The 16,049-nt window shown below is 51.4% G+C and carries 15 protein-coding genes; 5 read left to right on the top strand and 10 right to left on the bottom strand.

The window, feature by feature from the left end:
* Nucleotides 1–189: 189 nt before the first annotated feature.
* Nucleotides 190–2,226: a methyl-accepting chemotaxis protein gene (locus ACXAFR_RS25565; RefSeq protein WP_475182557.1), complete on the bottom strand. Its 2,037-nt coding sequence runs from the start codon at nt 2,224–2,226 to the stop codon at nt 190–192.
* Nucleotides 2,227–2,468: 242 nt separating this feature from the next.
* Here ACXAFR_RS25565 and gghA point away from each other — a divergent pair, with 242 nt between their 5' ends.
* Nucleotides 2,469–4,844 carry a glucosylglycerol hydrolase gene (gene gghA, locus ACXAFR_RS25560; protein WP_475182554.1) on the top strand — a complete coding sequence of 792 codons (2,376 nt, stop codon included), beginning with the start codon at nt 2,469–2,471 and terminating at the stop codon, nt 4,842–4,844.
* Nucleotides 4,845–4,851: 7 nt separating this feature from the next.
* Here gghA and ACXAFR_RS25555 read toward each other — a convergent pair whose 3' ends face one another.
* The 8 genes from ACXAFR_RS25555 to ACXAFR_RS25520 all read right to left on the bottom strand — a co-directional run bounded on the left by ACXAFR_RS25555 (nt 4,852) and on the right by ACXAFR_RS25520 (nt 12,047).
* Complete coding sequence (locus ACXAFR_RS25555; RefSeq protein WP_475182552.1) at nt 4,852–5,616, bottom strand: alpha/beta hydrolase; 765 nt, start codon at nt 5,614–5,616, stop codon at nt 4,852–4,854.
* 17 nt (nt 5,617–5,633) lie between these two features.
* Entirely contained in the window at nt 5,634–7,067 is a 1,434-nt protein-coding gene (locus tag ACXAFR_RS25550) for an OmpA family protein (protein ID WP_475182549.1), read from the bottom strand.
* A 126-nt stretch (nt 7,068–7,193) separates the two neighbouring features.
* Nucleotides 7,194–7,727, bottom strand: a complete 534-nt coding sequence (locus ACXAFR_RS25545) for an N-acetyltransferase family protein (protein WP_475182548.1) — start codon at nt 7,725–7,727, stop codon at nt 7,194–7,196.
* Complete coding sequence (locus ACXAFR_RS25540) at nt 7,724–8,185, bottom strand: NUDIX domain-containing protein (protein ID WP_475182545.1); 462 nt, start codon at nt 8,183–8,185, stop codon at nt 7,724–7,726. Before ACXAFR_RS25540 ends, ACXAFR_RS25545 begins: the two co-directional genes overlap by 4 nt.
* A 209-nt stretch (nt 8,186–8,394) precedes the next feature.
* On the bottom strand, nt 8,395–9,264 hold the full coding sequence (locus ACXAFR_RS25535) for a quinoprotein dehydrogenase-associated putative ABC transporter substrate-binding protein (protein ID WP_475182542.1): 870 nt from the start codon (nt 9,262–9,264) through the stop codon (nt 8,395–8,397).
* A gap of 42 nt (nt 9,265–9,306) precedes the next feature.
* Nucleotides 9,307–9,822, bottom strand: coding sequence for a c-type cytochrome (locus ACXAFR_RS25530; RefSeq protein ID WP_475182540.1), 516 nt, complete (start codon nt 9,820–9,822; stop codon nt 9,307–9,309).
* A gap of 45 nt (nt 9,823–9,867) precedes the next feature.
* On the bottom strand, nt 9,868–10,251 hold the full coding sequence (locus ACXAFR_RS25525) for a hypothetical protein (RefSeq protein WP_475182537.1): 384 nt from the start codon (nt 10,249–10,251) through the stop codon (nt 9,868–9,870).
* Between the two features lie 56 nt (nt 10,252–10,307).
* The gene (locus ACXAFR_RS25520) at nt 10,308–12,047 is read right to left on the bottom strand and encodes a methanol/ethanol family PQQ-dependent dehydrogenase (RefSeq protein ID WP_475182587.1); all 1,740 of its coding nucleotides are present in this window, start codon (nt 12,045–12,047) and stop codon (nt 10,308–10,310) included.
* Nucleotides 12,048–12,277: 230 nt separating this feature from the next.
* Here ACXAFR_RS25520 and ACXAFR_RS25515 point away from each other — a divergent pair, with 230 nt between their 5' ends.
* Both ACXAFR_RS25515 and ACXAFR_RS25510 read left to right on the top strand, forming a co-directional pair.
* The gene (locus tag ACXAFR_RS25515; protein ID WP_475182534.1) at nt 12,278–12,625 is read left to right on the top strand and encodes a hypothetical protein; all 348 of its coding nucleotides are present in this window, start codon (nt 12,278–12,280) and stop codon (nt 12,623–12,625) included.
* 691 nt (nt 12,626–13,316) lie between these two features.
* Complete coding sequence (locus ACXAFR_RS25510) at nt 13,317–13,670, top strand: hypothetical protein (protein WP_475182532.1); 354 nt, start codon at nt 13,317–13,319, stop codon at nt 13,668–13,670.
* 18 nt (nt 13,671–13,688) lie between these two features.
* Here the strand turns inward: ACXAFR_RS25510 and ACXAFR_RS25505 are convergent, their stop codons facing one another.
* Nucleotides 13,689–13,889 carry a hypothetical protein gene (locus ACXAFR_RS25505; protein WP_475182530.1) on the bottom strand — a complete coding sequence of 67 codons (201 nt, stop codon included), beginning with the start codon at nt 13,887–13,889 and terminating at the stop codon, nt 13,689–13,691.
* Nucleotides 13,890–14,074: 185 nt separating this feature from the next.
* Between ACXAFR_RS25505 and ACXAFR_RS25500 the strand changes: the two genes are divergently transcribed.
* Both ACXAFR_RS25500 and dbpA read left to right on the top strand, forming a co-directional pair.
* Nucleotides 14,075–14,557 (top strand): FKBP-type peptidyl-prolyl cis-trans isomerase, encoded by a 483-nt coding sequence (locus tag ACXAFR_RS25500; protein WP_475182528.1) that lies wholly within the window; start codon nt 14,075–14,077, stop codon nt 14,555–14,557.
* 105 nt (nt 14,558–14,662) lie between these two features.
* Nucleotides 14,663–16,045: an ATP-dependent RNA helicase DbpA gene (gene dbpA / locus ACXAFR_RS25495; RefSeq protein WP_475182526.1), complete on the top strand. Its 1,383-nt coding sequence runs from the start codon at nt 14,663–14,665 to the stop codon at nt 16,043–16,045.
* Nucleotides 16,046–16,049: the final 4 nt, after the last annotated feature.

Raw genomic sequence — 16,049 nt, 5'->3', positions numbered from 1 at the left:
CGGTGTTTAAAACTCCGACGCCCTTTTTTGTTTTGCTAATTGGGTAAATCGTTTACTTGCCGAATGTTGATATTCGTTGTCGAGGTAAGTTCTGCCAGGCTCACTGAGGGCGTTTATGTTTGGTAAACGACCGCAACGAACCTATTTAGTACACCAACGTGTCCACGCAGATGGACCATCAACAACTCTCTAAACCTGAAACCGAGATACTGACTGGCAAAGTCGTTGATCAACTTCGCCCAAGGTTTGCAGGGCATCAATAATCTGCTGCATGGTCGCTGCGTTCGCACCAGCGCTGTCAGAAATACTGGTCACCCGCTCGTCAATTTGTGACGATACAGCCGTCTGCTCTTCTGCCGCTGCGGCAATTTGGGTGGTCATTTTGTTAATTTCGGAAACAGAATCAGAGATATCCCGCAGTGAATCTCCGGCTTTTACCGCATAGGAAACTGTCGCTTCGGTTTGAGACTCACTGGATTGCATCATCTTCACCGCAGATTGAATACTGCTCTGCAGGCGGTCAATCATGGTATTAATTTCCGTGGTCGATTGACGTGTGCGCTGAGCCAAGGTTCTAACTTCATCAGCCACAACCGCAAAGCCTCGCCCTTGTTCACCCGCCCTTGCCGCTTCAATGGCTGCGTTCAAGGCCAGCAGATTGGTCTGCTCGGCAATACTGGTAATGACTTCCAGCACCGAGGTAATCGAGTCACTCTCTTGACTAACTTGGGCAACTGTCCGGGCAGATTCTTTGACTTCATCAACCAACTGTTGGATCGAATCCGTTACCTGGCCGACAATGTTAGACCCCTCTTTCGCACGCTCCTCCGCTGAATCGGTGTGCTCCGCGGTCTTCGAAATACTGCGAGCGACCTCTTCTGTCGCTGAGGTCATCTCGCGGATGGCAGTCGCCGTAAATTCTGTCGCCTCTTTCTGTGACGTCGCCACTTCACCCGCATCCCGCGAGATGCGACTCAGAGTTGACGTGGTGTCATTCAACGTACTCACTGTTGAGGTCACCTGAGCAATCAGATCGCCCAAATCCTGAGTCGTACTGTTGACTACCGCCGCCAGTTGCAAAATTTCATTGGGAGAATCCGCTTGAGCCAAGGCGGCCAACTCCGGCTTGGCTTTCAGATCACCTTCGCCCAAAGACTGCATGGCACGGCGCAATACCGCCAGTGGCTTGAGCTGTATGCGCAAAATCAGGTATACCAGAACACCGATAACCGCCAATGAAGCAACCGAGAACCCCAACAGACGCCACTGCAGCGCACGCGCAGCGCCGGTAAATTCAGCAACAGGAGCTTCTGCGACCAACATCCAGTTCCAGCCGTCCACTTTCTGGAAGCCGGCCAACAAACTCTCGCCACCGGGTTCAATCGAGTAGTGATGTAGCCCCTTATTCTCGGAGAGCATATTGCCGTAGACCGTCTCCGCACTCTGACCACCGACTTTCATCAGGTTTTCACCAGAGTGGGTACGGTGCAGGATTAGATCACCCCGCTTGGCCTCATTGGCATTAAACAGCATCACCTGCCCAGTTTTACCAATGGTCATATTGCCGAGTCGCTCTTTCAATAAGCTGAGCTGATCGGTAACGTCAAACCCGACATAGAGAATGGCGATAGTTCGACCACTGCGCACCACCGGGATGTACTTGGTCATATAGTCACGCCCAAACAGATGGGCCGGCCCCGCGTAAGTATTACCCGCCATCAGCGTCTTGTAGCCTGGGTGTCCCTGGCCCAAAAGCGTCCCAAATGCACGAGTGCCATCGCTCTTACGCAGTGACGTGCTCACCCGTAAAAAATCCTCACCGTAACGCATGAAGACGGTTGCGGTTCCACCGGTCATGGCAGTGAATTCATCGGGTTTGGCAAAATCAGTGTTGATCACCTTGCCTTCATTCACCAAAACCGGCGCTTCATAAGCCCCGACACGACGAGTCTGGCTCTCATCCAACTGCAAACCACCGGGGAAGAGGTTGAAAAAAATGTCCCCCAGTTGATCTGCCTGGCGACTGCTGATGGTATATAGAAACGACAGCTGGTCCGCCATCAAGCGGACATCCTGCTGCAGTACCTTCTCTTCCTGAGTAATCAGAGATTTGGCACTGAAGGTCGATCCAATAAACGTCAAACCAGCCAGGACGAGCGCCGACACCAGTAAAACAGCCAACGACATTTGCTGCACCAATGAGGTGCGAGAAAACAAAGAATTCATGATATACGGAGTTTCCCTACCGAAATTGACATTGCTGTCAGAAAAGTCACTCTTGTCAGTATAGCCAAGGTTGGCACCAAAAATTGTTTTCTAATCTAGCTGTCCGTTGTTTTACGCCTCGCGCAAACGGCGCCGACCCCAAATAGCGGCACAGAGACAGAGCCTTTTTGTATTTATCGCGCTCGGCTCAACCACAGAATCGAGTAAGATTGACCCAACACCCAACAATTAAAGGAGAGTTCATGACTTTAAAAGAACGCGTGCAACCGCAGATGGATTCAGCCAGAGCCCTGGCGGATCGCTGTCATCACGAACTTAATGCGGCACATTCGGCGCTGGATGGCGCCATGCAGATTGCACGCAGTCTCGGGTCTGACATCATTGACGACCTGGTGACCTTCGGTTTTTGGACACCGGAGCTGCTGGATCAGCGGGTACCCGAGGGCGACGTTTTCCTGGAAATTTTGGCACCGGTGGGTCCTCTGGATCTGACCCGGGCTCAGCAGGATGTGGTTTTTGAGCGCTACTACCTGCCAACCGTGCGCTACGACGCCTATACGTTTGCCGCTGCCAGCGGCCTGATCGCCGGCACCCGGGAGCAGATCGGTGATTTTTACGCGCTGGTGTGGCGCGATGCCGAAGGCGTCTGGCAACGTATTCTCGATCCGCTGGCAATGTCCCTGCCTTTCGGAGCCTTCGCGCCGGCGGAGCTCTACGACGTTGCCAGTATGCAAAAAGACCGGGGCGATGCGTCATTCTTTCACTGTCTGACCGGAGATAAACCTCACAAATTCGGCCCGCCAACCAATATCCTGCAAATTCATGTTCCGACCGCCACCGCCGGTGGCACGCTCGCCAGCCTCACCCGACAATTTGAACGGCTGGCTGAACGCTATGAAAATAACCTGCCGTGGGAGACGTCGGATCAACTCTTTCTGGGGTACGACGCCGTGCAACTACTGCCAGTCGAGCCGACCACTGTCTATGAAACTGGACCGGAATTCTGGGTGGATGGCGAGGTCGAGGACGACAACATCAGTGTTCAACTGACCAGACCGGACACCACTAACTGGGGGTATGACATTGTTATCAGCGGTATGGCGACCGTCAACCCGGTTCTGCTAGAGTCGGGTCGACCGGACGAGCTGGTAGACCTCGCCGCCGTACTGCACAACTTCCCGGGCAAACCGAAGATGCTGATCCTGGACGTGGTTTTCGGCCACTCGGATAACCAAGGCCTAAAGGCACTCAACGCTCACTACTTCGCCGGACCGAATATGTACGGCCAGAATATGGATTATCGCAATCCGACCGTGCGCGCGATTTTGCTGGAAATGCAACGCCGTAAAGTGAATTTTGGCGCTGACGGCGTGCGCGTTGATGGTGCCCAGGACTTCAAATTCTGGGATGCTCAGGACCAGCAGATGAAGCACGACGATGACTATCTGCAATCCATGGCAGATATTGTGCAGAAAGTCGCCGGTGTGGAATACCGTCCCTGGTTTATCTTTGAGGATGGCCGTCCCTGGCCGGAAGAGGACTGGGAACTCTCGTCCTCTTACCGGGCGGTGATTGAATCCCAGCGCGACGACGATGTCTTTCAATGGGGACCACTTACTTTCGCTCACAACACGCCTTTTATCTACACCTTTTGGCTCTCCAAGTACTGGCGTATTCGAGATATTCTCGAGCACGGTTCCAACTGGATTTCTGGTACCGCCAACCACGACACCCTGCGCCGTGGGACCCAGGTCAATCCGAGACTCAACATCAATACCCGTCTCGGTGATACCCGCATGGATATTCTTGATAAAGCCTACGATAACCCGGCGGTGGCCATTTTGACCTATGCTGCCATGCCCGGTGTTCCCATGGACTTCCTCAATGCCCGGGCGCGCGCGTCGTGGGGTTTTATCCGCAACCAGGACGATCGTTACGGGGTAAAAGTGGTCTCCGAAGAGGCGATCAGCCTGAAGTGGCAGGTGGACGATTACAGCTACTCCATGCCGGTGAATTTTCGACGGCTGAAGGAACTGGGATTCGAAACCCGCGTCGATCTGCGGCGCTTTTTCGAATTTCTGCCGGCGCTGGTTGAGGTGACAGAGTACGATCTCAAGGAAATTGCGCGGCTCTTGACCCAAGCAGAGCCCAAATTGGCAGGACCGGATATCTTCACGGTTGCCAATCTGAAAGAAATCGCCCGTGCCTGGATGGACGACATGCACGAATACTGCAATGTCGCTAATTCTCTGTCGGCTCTGGACCCTATGCAAACCCAGTTTATGCTGGATGTGCGCAACTTCCGGCGCCAACACCCATGGCTACGTGACAACTATTCCGAACGGGATTATTTCGACTATATGCGTCCCACGGATGGGCGAGTGGTGTTCACGTCGTTACGCTATGGCCCCGACGGCACCCAAGTCTACTCCATCTCTCACATGGAAGGCGGAGAAACCCCGGATTTCGACCCGTTAAAACTGGACATTCCAGGGCTAGAAGGTGATGGCTGGTATTTGGTGGCACGCACACCGGGCATAGGAAGTGATTACTTAGGCGGCCCGATCGTCCTGCGTGATTCCATGGGACTGCTGTTCACGCGGAAGCCCAATGAATAGCGGTTAGTCAGTTGTCTTCCGTATGATTGAAGTGTCCCTCTCGCAGAAACTGTAAGGTTTCTGCGATGACAGTGTCGTTCTTCATCATAAATGGATGCGTGACAGGCAAAACCAGCCAGTCACGCATACCGGCAATGCGGGTACGGGAAACGGCAACCTTGCCGTCATCAGCTTCGGGAATAAACATCGACAGTATCCAATTTATAGATCGTCGACCGGCGATCACCCCCAACTCAAAATTTACCGGCCCCAACTGATTCGGTACAGAGTCTTGTGCGGTACTTAGCTCCATTCCTGCTGGCCCGTTCATCCAGAAAAAACCCGGCATATTTCCCAGTTTATCGACGACCTCACTGCCCTGATTCGGCGGTCCGAGCATAACGACTCGTCCCATCCGTGACAGAGAATGTTCGCTTAAGTAATAGCGGACCAAAATGCCGCCCAATGAGTGCGTGACGAAATGTACGGCCCCGTCACTGGAACAGGCAGCCAACGCCGGAGGGATGGCTTTTTCGACCAATTCCGCGATGGCGTAATCACGGGATGGATAACCCAGATTGACCACCTGATACCCCTGCTCCTCCAGCCGCTGAGCCATAACGTCCATTGAGCTACTGGTGCGCAACAATCCGTGCAGCAAAATAACGCACTCGCTCCTAACAGCAGCGCTTGCGCTTATCGCCAACAAAAATATCAGCACCCTGGCAACGCCGACCAAGCGCGTCGCAGTACGAATACCAGACGCAGGAGGTCGTCGTCTTATACTCGCCATAATGTTGCAGTAGTCGCTTAATTCAGCGGCTTAATAATCAAATCGATACGACGATTTTTTTCGCGTCCGTCTTCCGTCTCGTTGTTCGCCACCGGACGGGTTTCACCGAATCCAATCGCACGCAGGCGATCAGCAGGCCGATCGGTCATACTGGAACGCAGAAATGCCAGTACGGAATTGGCACGGCCCTGGGAAAGAGCCATATTGCTGGCATCACTGCCAAATGAATCGGTATGGCCTTCCACCGTTACCAGAGCATCATCGAACCGACGCGCTGCCGCGACCACCTTTTTCAACAAAGGAAAATAGCTCGGCTGCAACAGAGACTTACCCGACTCAAAGTTAAGACCGACCAGACGTATCAACACCGTATCCCCCTGGCGGAAAACCTCCGCCTCGCTTGGCGTAAACATCTTACCAATGCTATTGATACGTTCACGAGCCTCCGCCTGCCGGCGCGCCTGGTCCTCCTGAATTCCCTGCAACTTGCGCAGCTTTTCCAATTCATTTTGCAGCGCCAGTAATTCATAGTTGGCTTCACTCAAACCGAGGGAATCCTGATGTAACTGCATGACGTATTCCGCAATTGCATCCCCGGCCTGATCCAAGCGACGAGGCGCAGCTCCGGCGCCATCCATTAACTGCGCAGCTTGCTCCAACGGTTTTTCTAATTTGAGCGCATATTCTTCCAAGGTCATGTCACCATCATCAACTTCTTTCAAAGCACGATTGAGGTTAAACGCCCTCTGCACGTTGTAGGTCGCACGATCCGCCAAAGTTACAGCTCGCTCACGATCATACCGATTCTCATTGAGGGCCGCTTCTGCTTGCTCTAACAGCCCCTTAGCCTGCTCCAACGTTAAAGGGGCAAATTTTCCCACTTTCTCATTTTCCGCCTCAGTCACCTGGCGCCGAGCGTCGGCCAAAACCTGTTCTTTTATCGCATCCAGTTCCGCTTGATCGAACACCTTTGCTGCATCCGCTGCTGCGTCTTCGGCTTTTGCTGTCCGATTGCGTTCTAATGCCGCTATTGCATTTTCTAAAGAGTTCGAAGCTTCTTTCCAGAGCTTGGGCGTCAGCGTTTCTGCATTGGCTTCTTGCGCCAATCCCTGAGCCTTAATCGCGGGTTCCAGTTCCGCCAGAGTGCGATTTGCGGCAACAACAGCAGCCTGGAGCAGCTGTTGTGTTTCTTGAAGAGCAGTCTGTAATTGAGGGCTATCACCCTTACGTTCAAACTGGGTTTCATTTGAACGATAGGCTTTAATAGCCGTGTTATACGCTCTGGGAGCCATCGTATTCGCGTTCAGTTCATTGGCTTGTCGCAAAACTTTGTCGACGTCTAAAAATACCCGATCCCTGCCCTCAACGGGCTCCGCCAGCACACTCTCAAACATCAACAGCGAGCTACTAATAGCAAGAAAACTAAACAGACGATAAATCATAATACGCATACTGAGTCTCAAAATATTCGTTGTCGACGGGGCCACGGTGGTAAAAGAACATCCTAGGGGGGGACGCAACTTAGCAGCTCACCGGTCGCATTCGCAAGCGACTCCTGGCTGTAGATACAGAGATATCTAGACCGTAGATTCGGTAGAGGATTCCAATTCCCGATGCCAGTAGCCCACATCCAGCCAGCGCCCATGCTTGTAACCGACCGCGGGAAAAGTGCCAACCTGCCGCATGCCAAACTTTTCATGCAGTGCCGCACTGGCGGGATTTGGCAGAGTAATACAACTGACGGCCACATGAATGGGCAGAGTTGCCAAGGCTGCAAATAGCGCCTCATAGAGTTGACTGCCAACCCCACGACCACAGCCTCGAGGGTGCAGATAAACGGTCACTTCGACAGTGTGCCGATAGGCGACACGCTCCTTCCAGGTTCCAGCGTAGGCAAAACCTTCAACACCATTCGCAGATTCAGCAACGAGATAAGGAAGCCCGAGTTGCGTCACCTTCAGCACTCGCTGCGCCATCGCCTCTTCGGTAATTGGTGTTTCTTCGAAGGTGGCAACCGAATGGTCAATATAATGGTTATAGATGGCGGTCAGATCCAGAATATCTCTGTCTTCGGCGGGCCTTACATGAATGTTATCTACCGCGTCAGTCACGTGGATCCCGCCTCTTCCAGAGCGAGGGTCAAACGTTCATCGGGAGTCTGATCAACAAAGTAGCGCCAAACGTGGCGGTAAAGTTCCAGCATATTGGGATGAACAACCATCCGGCTTGCTGCGCTGAGATCACACCATCGATAGTCAGAGTGCTCTCCGTTTAAAATCACCTGACTACCGGGCGCGACGACAGCGATAAATACTGGGACCATGACAATTTCATCGTCGATGGCCTGGTAGAATCGGTCAATATAATGAGTGTTATAACAGGTTTCAGGACTGAGACCTGTTTCTTCGTGCAGCTCTCTTACAAACCCCTGCAAAGCGGTTTCGTTCCCTTCACGTTTGCCCGCGACGTGACACCAATAATCACCGTCGGTTCTATGCAAAAGAAGCATACGAGTCATCGAAAACTCTTCCCGCAACACGACACCTGCCGTATATCTCTCACTCGCCACTTGCTGTTACCCCCGCCAATCCGTGCTAAACCATTTGTAACCATCAACCTGACGATTAACATTTAGCGAAGATAATACAAACTTTAAGGGGGTTTACTTTGTCTTTTGACGCCAGAAGTTTGTCTAGGGTATGAGGCTTATCCACCAGACACGTGAAGGGAGCATAAAAAAGGCGGCCTTAAGCCGCCTTGGAGATGAGTTGGCTGAGCCTAATGGCTCTTGGCGAGCTTTGTCATGGGAACAACAGGGACTTGATATTCTTCGAGAATCGCCATGATGGCCGACTGATTATCACGAATAGCATTCTGGACCTGAGCTTTCCAGGGCTGCTCACCACGCCTGACTCCCATAGCGATGGCATAGTTGAATCGGACACTGTCTTCACTGTGCAGTGGCAACACCCCCAACGGCTGGTTACTGTCAGCCTGATTGACTTGCTGTGCAAAATAGCCACCGATTGGGCCCCAGATGACGGCACCATCAAGCTGTCCTTTGGCGAGGTCATCTTTGATCATCAATCCTGGGTAGTAATCAGGATCACCACTCAATGCACTGTGGATCTTCGCGTGATCAAACAGGTTGTGATGCTGAAGCCACGTCACCGCTGGCGACGGCGCAAACGCTCCCAAGGTAATCTCGCGCTTTTTCTCAAGCGGTACGGCATCGATATCTGCGCTCGTATCCAGCTCGGCAAGTTTGCTGCCTTTTTTATACACTAGCACATAGCTCGATTGGTAATAAGGATCTGTCGTATCAGACATGTCGAACTCGGCTGGCACCCCCATCACGAGATCACACAGATAACGCCCGTCTTCTTCCGACCAAGAATTCAGGGTATTGCGGATAAAACCCATGCGCTGAGGATGCCATGTGTACTCCAATTCGAGTCCCATGTCTTCGGCAAGAACCTCAGCAATTTTGTTCTCAAACCCTGTGCCCTCTCGGTGAGAGAATGGCAAATTATTGGGATCTGCGCAGACGCGCAGCTTGTCTTTTGTGGTTATTTCTTCGGCCACACAACTTCCGGCCGCTACTGAAGAGGCCAGAAGTACGGCTCGCAACCGTGACTTGATGTTCATCTTATTATTTTCCTGCGTTGCTCAATCAAATCAAGAAGACGCTTATTTTGTTACTTGTGAGACCTGCTCTGCCTGACCTTTTTTCATTTTCTTCGGACGACCAGGATCGAGAGCGCCATCAGACCTGGCTCGGAGATAACTCCAAAGATCATCCAGATAGGGCATCACATTTGGATTGTCCTTCCAGGAAGGCATTTGACCAATTTGGCCGGCGAATCCATTGGTAACCACCTCAACAAAATGATCTTTCTCCATACCTTTCAATTTATTCACCAACGATGGCGCAAAGGTGCTGCCAACAGCATCTTGTGCATGACACTGGGTACAAGACGCGTGATATTGACGCCATCCGGTATAGGTGCCTTTATCGACGAGACAGGTTCCTGTATCACAATCAACGGTATAAGGGGCATCGCCTTCTTGCGCAAACAGTGGTCCAGCACAGACCATCAAGCCAATAGCAGCTAACTGTCGAATACCGATCAAGCGGCTGCTTTGCGACATTTCAGCTGTGTTGGTTTTATGTTCAAGCCCCAAAAATTTCAATGTCTTTTTCATGACAACTTACCACCTACTTATTGTTAGAACGTGAATAAGTGCGTCCTACGAAGATTTCGCATGCACCTGACGAACGAAACAGGAACGTTCCGCCTCTTCCCTGACTTCTCGAAATGCACTTCGAACATTGCGAGCCTGGTCAGAGGAATTTCTGAACATTCCGCCTCGCTCTCCACGCATATTTTCTAACCGCGCATAGCTGTCTGCCCTAACGAATTCATCGTAGGACATCTTTTCCGCAATCTTGTCCAACGTACATGAACACCCATAGAGGTTCGTGTAATTTTCTCCCCCTTTAAGAAGCATGCACTCCTGTACAAATTGAGCCCTTGCGACAGTCGGAAAATCATTGGCCAGTGCGCCAAAGGACACACCGCCACCGATAACACATCCCGCCAGTACTATTTTTATCGTTGTATTACGTTTCATACTGCACCTGTAAAACGAAAACGATACGCCGCGGAAAAACGCGGCGTATCCCTTTATCAGTCGGGTAAGGCAAATACCGTGAGCGTTCCACCCAGCTGGGTGTAGGAGCTCAAACTCTTGTAAGCACCGACAGCACCGAGACCTTCCGTATCGCCTTGAAGGCCTGCGGCCATACCGATACCAGCCCAACCACCAATACCAGAGAGCACCGCTACGTACTGCTTGCCGTCGTACTCGTAAGTATTAACATTGCCGATAATTCCGGACGGTGTTTTAAAGCGATAAAGTTCTTTACCGGATTTGGCATCGACGGCTTTTAAGTAGCCCTCCAAGGTTCCGTAAAAAACGACATCTCCAGCTGTCGCCAGCGCACCACTCCAAACGGAGAACGGCTCGGGTATCGACCAGACAATTTCTGCCTTGTCGGCATCCCACGCGATAAAGTTACCCAAACCACCATGACTGTCAGGCGCCGGGAACATGCTCAACGTCGCACCGACATAGGGCTGACCGGCCACATAGGAAACTTCAAACGGCTCGTAATCCATACAGACATGGTTCGTTGGCACGTAGAAGAGCCCGGTCTTTGGTGAGTAAGTTGCCGGCTGTTGGTCTTTGCTTCCCAGAGCGGCAGGACAAACGCCTTCCGTATTTTCATCTTCACCGTTGGCGTGTGTGCTGTACTTTTCAACCACCGCTGGTCGACCGGTTTTCATGTCAACATGGGTTGCCCAGTTAACTGCAGGATCAAACTTCTCTGCGCTGAGCAATTCACCAGTGACTCTGTCCATGACGTAGGTGAAGCCGTTGCGATCAAAATGAACCAGCGCTTTCCGCATCTTGCCGTTGATTTTGGTATCTACCAGGATCATCTCGTTGACACCGTCGTAATCCCACTCATCGTGGGGCGTCATCTGATAGACCCATTTGGTCATGCCGGTATCAGCGTCACGAGCCCAAATCGCCAGTGACCATCGATTATCGCCAGGACGCTGGCTAGGGTTCCAGGTTCCGGGATTACCGGATCCGTAATAGATGAGGTTCAATTCGGGATCGTAAGAAAACCAACCCCAGGTAGTCCCACCCCCAATTTTCCATTGATCGCCTTCCCAGGTGTCGAGGCTGGAATTCTTGCCAACCGGCTTTAACATGTGAGTGGTTTTTTGCGGATCGACCAACATTTCATCATCGGGACCGGTGCTGTAACCACGCCAGACCTGTTTGCCGGTTTTGATGTCATAAGCCGTTACATAGCCACGCACGCCGTACTCACCGCCGCTGATACCGGTAATGACTTTGTCTTTTACAACCAATGGCGCATTGGTGTTGGTCTCACCCTTCTTGGGATCTCCATTTTTGATTGACCAGACAACTTGGCCGGATTCTTTGTCGAGAGCAACCAGAGTGGTATCCGCCTGCTGCAAGAATATTTTTCCGTCACCATAAGCCAGACCACGGTTGACGGTATCGCAACACATCACCGGAATTACTGAGCTGGATTGGTTGGGTTCATAAGACCATTTGAGTGACTGGTCTTTGAGATCGATCGCAAACACCTTATTCGGGAAAGGTGTATGGACATACATTGTATCGCCCAGGATAAGAGGTCCACCTTCATGTCCCCGCAACACCCCAGTAGAAAAACTCCAAGCAACCTGTAAATTCTTGACGTTTTTCTTGTTAATTTCATTCAGTTCGCTATAGCGAGTTCCTGCGTAGTTTCCTCCCCACATGATCCACTGCTTAGGATCTTCCTGCATCTTTTGCAGCTCAGGATTTGCTGATGCCGTGGTCATCCACCCGGCAAGCACAACACTGGCTGCCGCAACAACTGTGCGGTAATTTTTTCCCATTGCCACATCTCCCAAATTTTTACTGACGTCGACGCACGGATTTTTTTATTTGAATGCGTCGAGGCGACTTATTTTTATTTTGGAGTGGTTTGAGGAGAACGATAGATCTAGTTGTCTTAAAAACTGCTCTTTTAAAACCAAATCACTGTTGCACATCAACAACGATTTGCTCCATGAATAAAACAAATAAATCAATCATCCACTGCTCTTCACTCAACTCCACCTACAGATCAGTACATCAATATCCACACGAACACCTCGTGCAAGCGCCCTCTCTCCGTAACAGGAAAGAAGAAACTCGTCATTGCCAGAGCAATGACCTGTCAAAAACCCCGGAGGGATTTTCGATGTCGGATTCAGATGTTGGTTATGTTGCTTTTTATGACACCTCCTTACAGTACAAAATGGATTCAATCATTTATAACAATCAGGAAAAAACATTCCTGCCGCGAAAGCATGGGTATTTGGTAGCGCATGCCCTTGATAAAAAACGTAATTGGGTCGAGGAGAAAAAGGACTGACACGTCCGGGAAAAGACATTGAGAATAGTTTGGTATGAACGATTATGGTATGGCACAAATGGAGTCAAACGCATCCCCGCCATTAGCTCAAGGCATGGTCTTTTAGGATTGGTTTTTATCGTTTTAGCATGTACTGCCTGTGGTACTGCGCGTTTCATAGACACCACTTTATATTTATTTGAATAGTGCAACTAGACTTCACCTGTGTACGCTTTCAGAAGATACAAGCTCTAAAAAAAAAATTCCACTCCTCTTTACGCTTTAATCTTAATTCTCATTATTTTATTTCGTTAGGTAACAAAAACCGATAATTAAAAAAATGGACCGGTATAAAAGTGACACGGAAACATTCCATGAATGGAATAAAGATACTTTATTACCCGAATGCGACAACTGCTCGGTAACAATGGCACATAATATCTCTTTGCCTCATTCTGCACTCAACGGTACCGCTGCATGCTCAACAATTAGCCTCGAGCTTGGAGGACAGCTTATATAGGACATGTTTGTAACACCATTCCGTTGTAGGTCACCAGGGAACGGTAAACACGTATGGATAACCTCTGTTCAATCAGAAAAGAGTCTCGACAGCCCCTCGGTCAATTCCTTGACGTATCGGCGTTTTGAGCCATCTTTAATGGATCAAACCTTTCCCCTTTCGCTGAATGACAGTACTACCGAGAGGAAACACATGTCGACCGCAACCGAAAAAGATTTGGACGCTCAACTGACAGGCATCGCCGATCAGTTAAAGAAACTGGACGCGCTCAGTAGCGAGATCCAGGAATTGAAGGATTTTGAAATTACACTGACTCAAACATCTCATAAAGAACAGCTGGGAGATGCCAGATCGACCACCTCTGCGCTTGTCGTTATTGTGTTTGGACTGCTAATCTGCTTGCTGCACTTTAAAGAGTCCTCGCCCATCATCGCAGAACTCTTCTTCCTCGCCATGGCCGGCGGTCTTGGATCCCTTTGCTATTACAGTGCCAAGTGGTATGACCTGGTGCAGCAAAGATACCGTCTCAAGCGCCAAATTCGCTGAGACCAAGACGCTCGAGGATCATTCGATGCCCAGACCGGATAACGCGGAAGCGATATCGTCTGGCATTGTTGGCGGTGTACTTGTACTTATGGCGACTTCAAACTCCGCCAATGACAGGCATTTGGGCTCTGGAAAACCAAGAGAAATAGCACGCTCTCGCCAGGGCGTGTTTCGAAAGGATTCGCACAAATAGGCGATCAGTTCTTCATCTGTAGTCACGCTGTATCCTCGGCCGTCATAGATTGATCTGCTCAGACTATGGCGTTAGCCTCATCGCTACCGTGACTCAACACGCACTTTGGCGAATGTATTAAACGTCTATTTTCTCTAAATTCCCCTCAAATTTTGCTATCGGAGTACGATTTTGACATCATGGGCCCCTTTTCCCGCCCGAGGTCACAACCATGAGTATATCTGCGAATTCCGTTGTTGAATTCCACTACACCGTCAGCGATGAAGACGGCGTCACCCTGGACTCCTCCGAAGGTCGGGAGCCTCTGACCTATCTGCACGGCGCCCACAACATCATTCCTGGCTTGGAAAAAGCCATGGAAGGTCGTGTGGTCGATGACAGCTTCAAGGTCACCGTTCCTGCTGAAGAAGCCTATGGCGAACACCGCGACGAACTGGTCGAAAACGTTCCTTTGACCACTTTCGGCGAAGGCGTCGATGTCAAAGAAGGCATGCGTTTTCAAGCACAGACCCAATCTGGGCCTGTCTCCGTCGTAATCACCGCCGTAAATGATGAATTTGCCACGGTCGACGGCAATCACCCTCTGGCTGGCAAAGACCTCACCTTCGACGTTAAAGTCGCCAGCATCCGCGACGCCAGCGAAGAAGAGCTTGCCCACGGCCATGTTCACGGTCCCGGCGGCCACGAACACTAAGCCCGCAGCCACTTTCAAAAATCGGCTTGCGACAGCATCGAGCGATGCTGTCGCAGTCAACGTAGCCCAATCGCGCTCCTCCCCCTCCTCTCCTGATCTTGCACCATGACAACCGACTCTTTCGACCGCCTACCGTTGAAGGCTCCCCTGCTCGACAATTTACAGTCCCTGGGATTTCAACAAATGACCCAGGTACAGGCAGAGAGCCTGCCAGCCATTTTAAACGGACGAGACATCCTCGCTCAGAGCCGCACAGGATCCGGTAAGACAGCTGCGTTTGGCCTGGGGATGCTGCACAAATTAGATGTGAAACGCTTTCGCATTCAGCAGCTAGTGCTCTGTCCCACTCGTGAACTCGCGGAGCAGGTTGCAGCAGAATTGCGCCGTCTGGGGCGTCGAATCCACAACATCAAAATATTGGTCCTTTGCGGTGGCGTACCGATCGGACCACAAATTGGCTCGCTGGAGCACGGCGCTCATATCGTCGTCGGAACGCCCGGCCGACTTGAAGACCACCTGCGCAAAGGTCGCCTCAATCTCGATCATGTGGACACACTGGTGCTCGACGAAGCTGACCGCATGCTGGATATGGGCTTTGCAGACAGTATCGACAATATTCTGTCTGCGGTGCCAGCCAACCGGCAAACTCTGTTATTCAGCGCAACCTTTGCCGACGATATCCGGGATTTAGCCCAGAGCCGTCTTAACGATCCGGTAGTAGTCGAGGTTTCAACCTCCGATGATCAGGCAGCAATTGAACAGCGGTGTTATCGCGTCACTGACTCATCACACAGAATCGACGTCGTGCGCGACCTGTTGCTGGAACAGCAGCCCGAATCCGCTCTGGTATTTTGCAATACAAAATCCGATTGTGAAGATCTCGCTCACGCCCTTAGGCAACATGATTTCAGCGCCGCCTGCTTGCAAGGGGATATGGATCAGCGCGAGCGCACCGAAATTCTGGTCCGCTTTGCCAATCGAAGTTTGGGCGTTTTGATTGCGACCGATGTCGCCGCCCGAGGCCTCGACATCGATGAACTGGACCTGGTTATCAACTTTCAGTTGGCCAGGGATCCCGAGGTACACACCCACCGTATCGGTCGCACGGGCCGAGGCAAACACCAGGGCGTGGCATGTACCCTGTTTAGTGAGCGGGAAACAACGCGCATGCTAAAGGCGTTGGGTGAGAGAGAGCTCAGTGACTGTGAACAGAGCGCGCCACAGCCGTTGCTTTCCGCCACGCCAAGACAGCCGCCGATGGTGACCCTACAGGTGGACGCCGGTAAAAAACAAAAGATTCGGCCGGGAGATTTGCTCGGCGCCTTAACCAACAACGATCGTGTCGCGGGACAGGACGTTGGTAAAATCAGCGTACAGCTGTTCTGCGCCTATGTCGCGGTGAAACGATCGGTCTGGAAACAGGCCCTCCAGTGTCTGGAAAAAGGGTCACTGAAAGGCCGCCGCTGCCGAGCGCGAGCGATAAACTGACGAC

The sequence above is a fragment of the Pseudomaricurvus sp. ABR4_320 genome (genome assembly GCF_056159445.1).
This window is presented reverse-complemented; position numbering and strand designations above follow the sequence as displayed.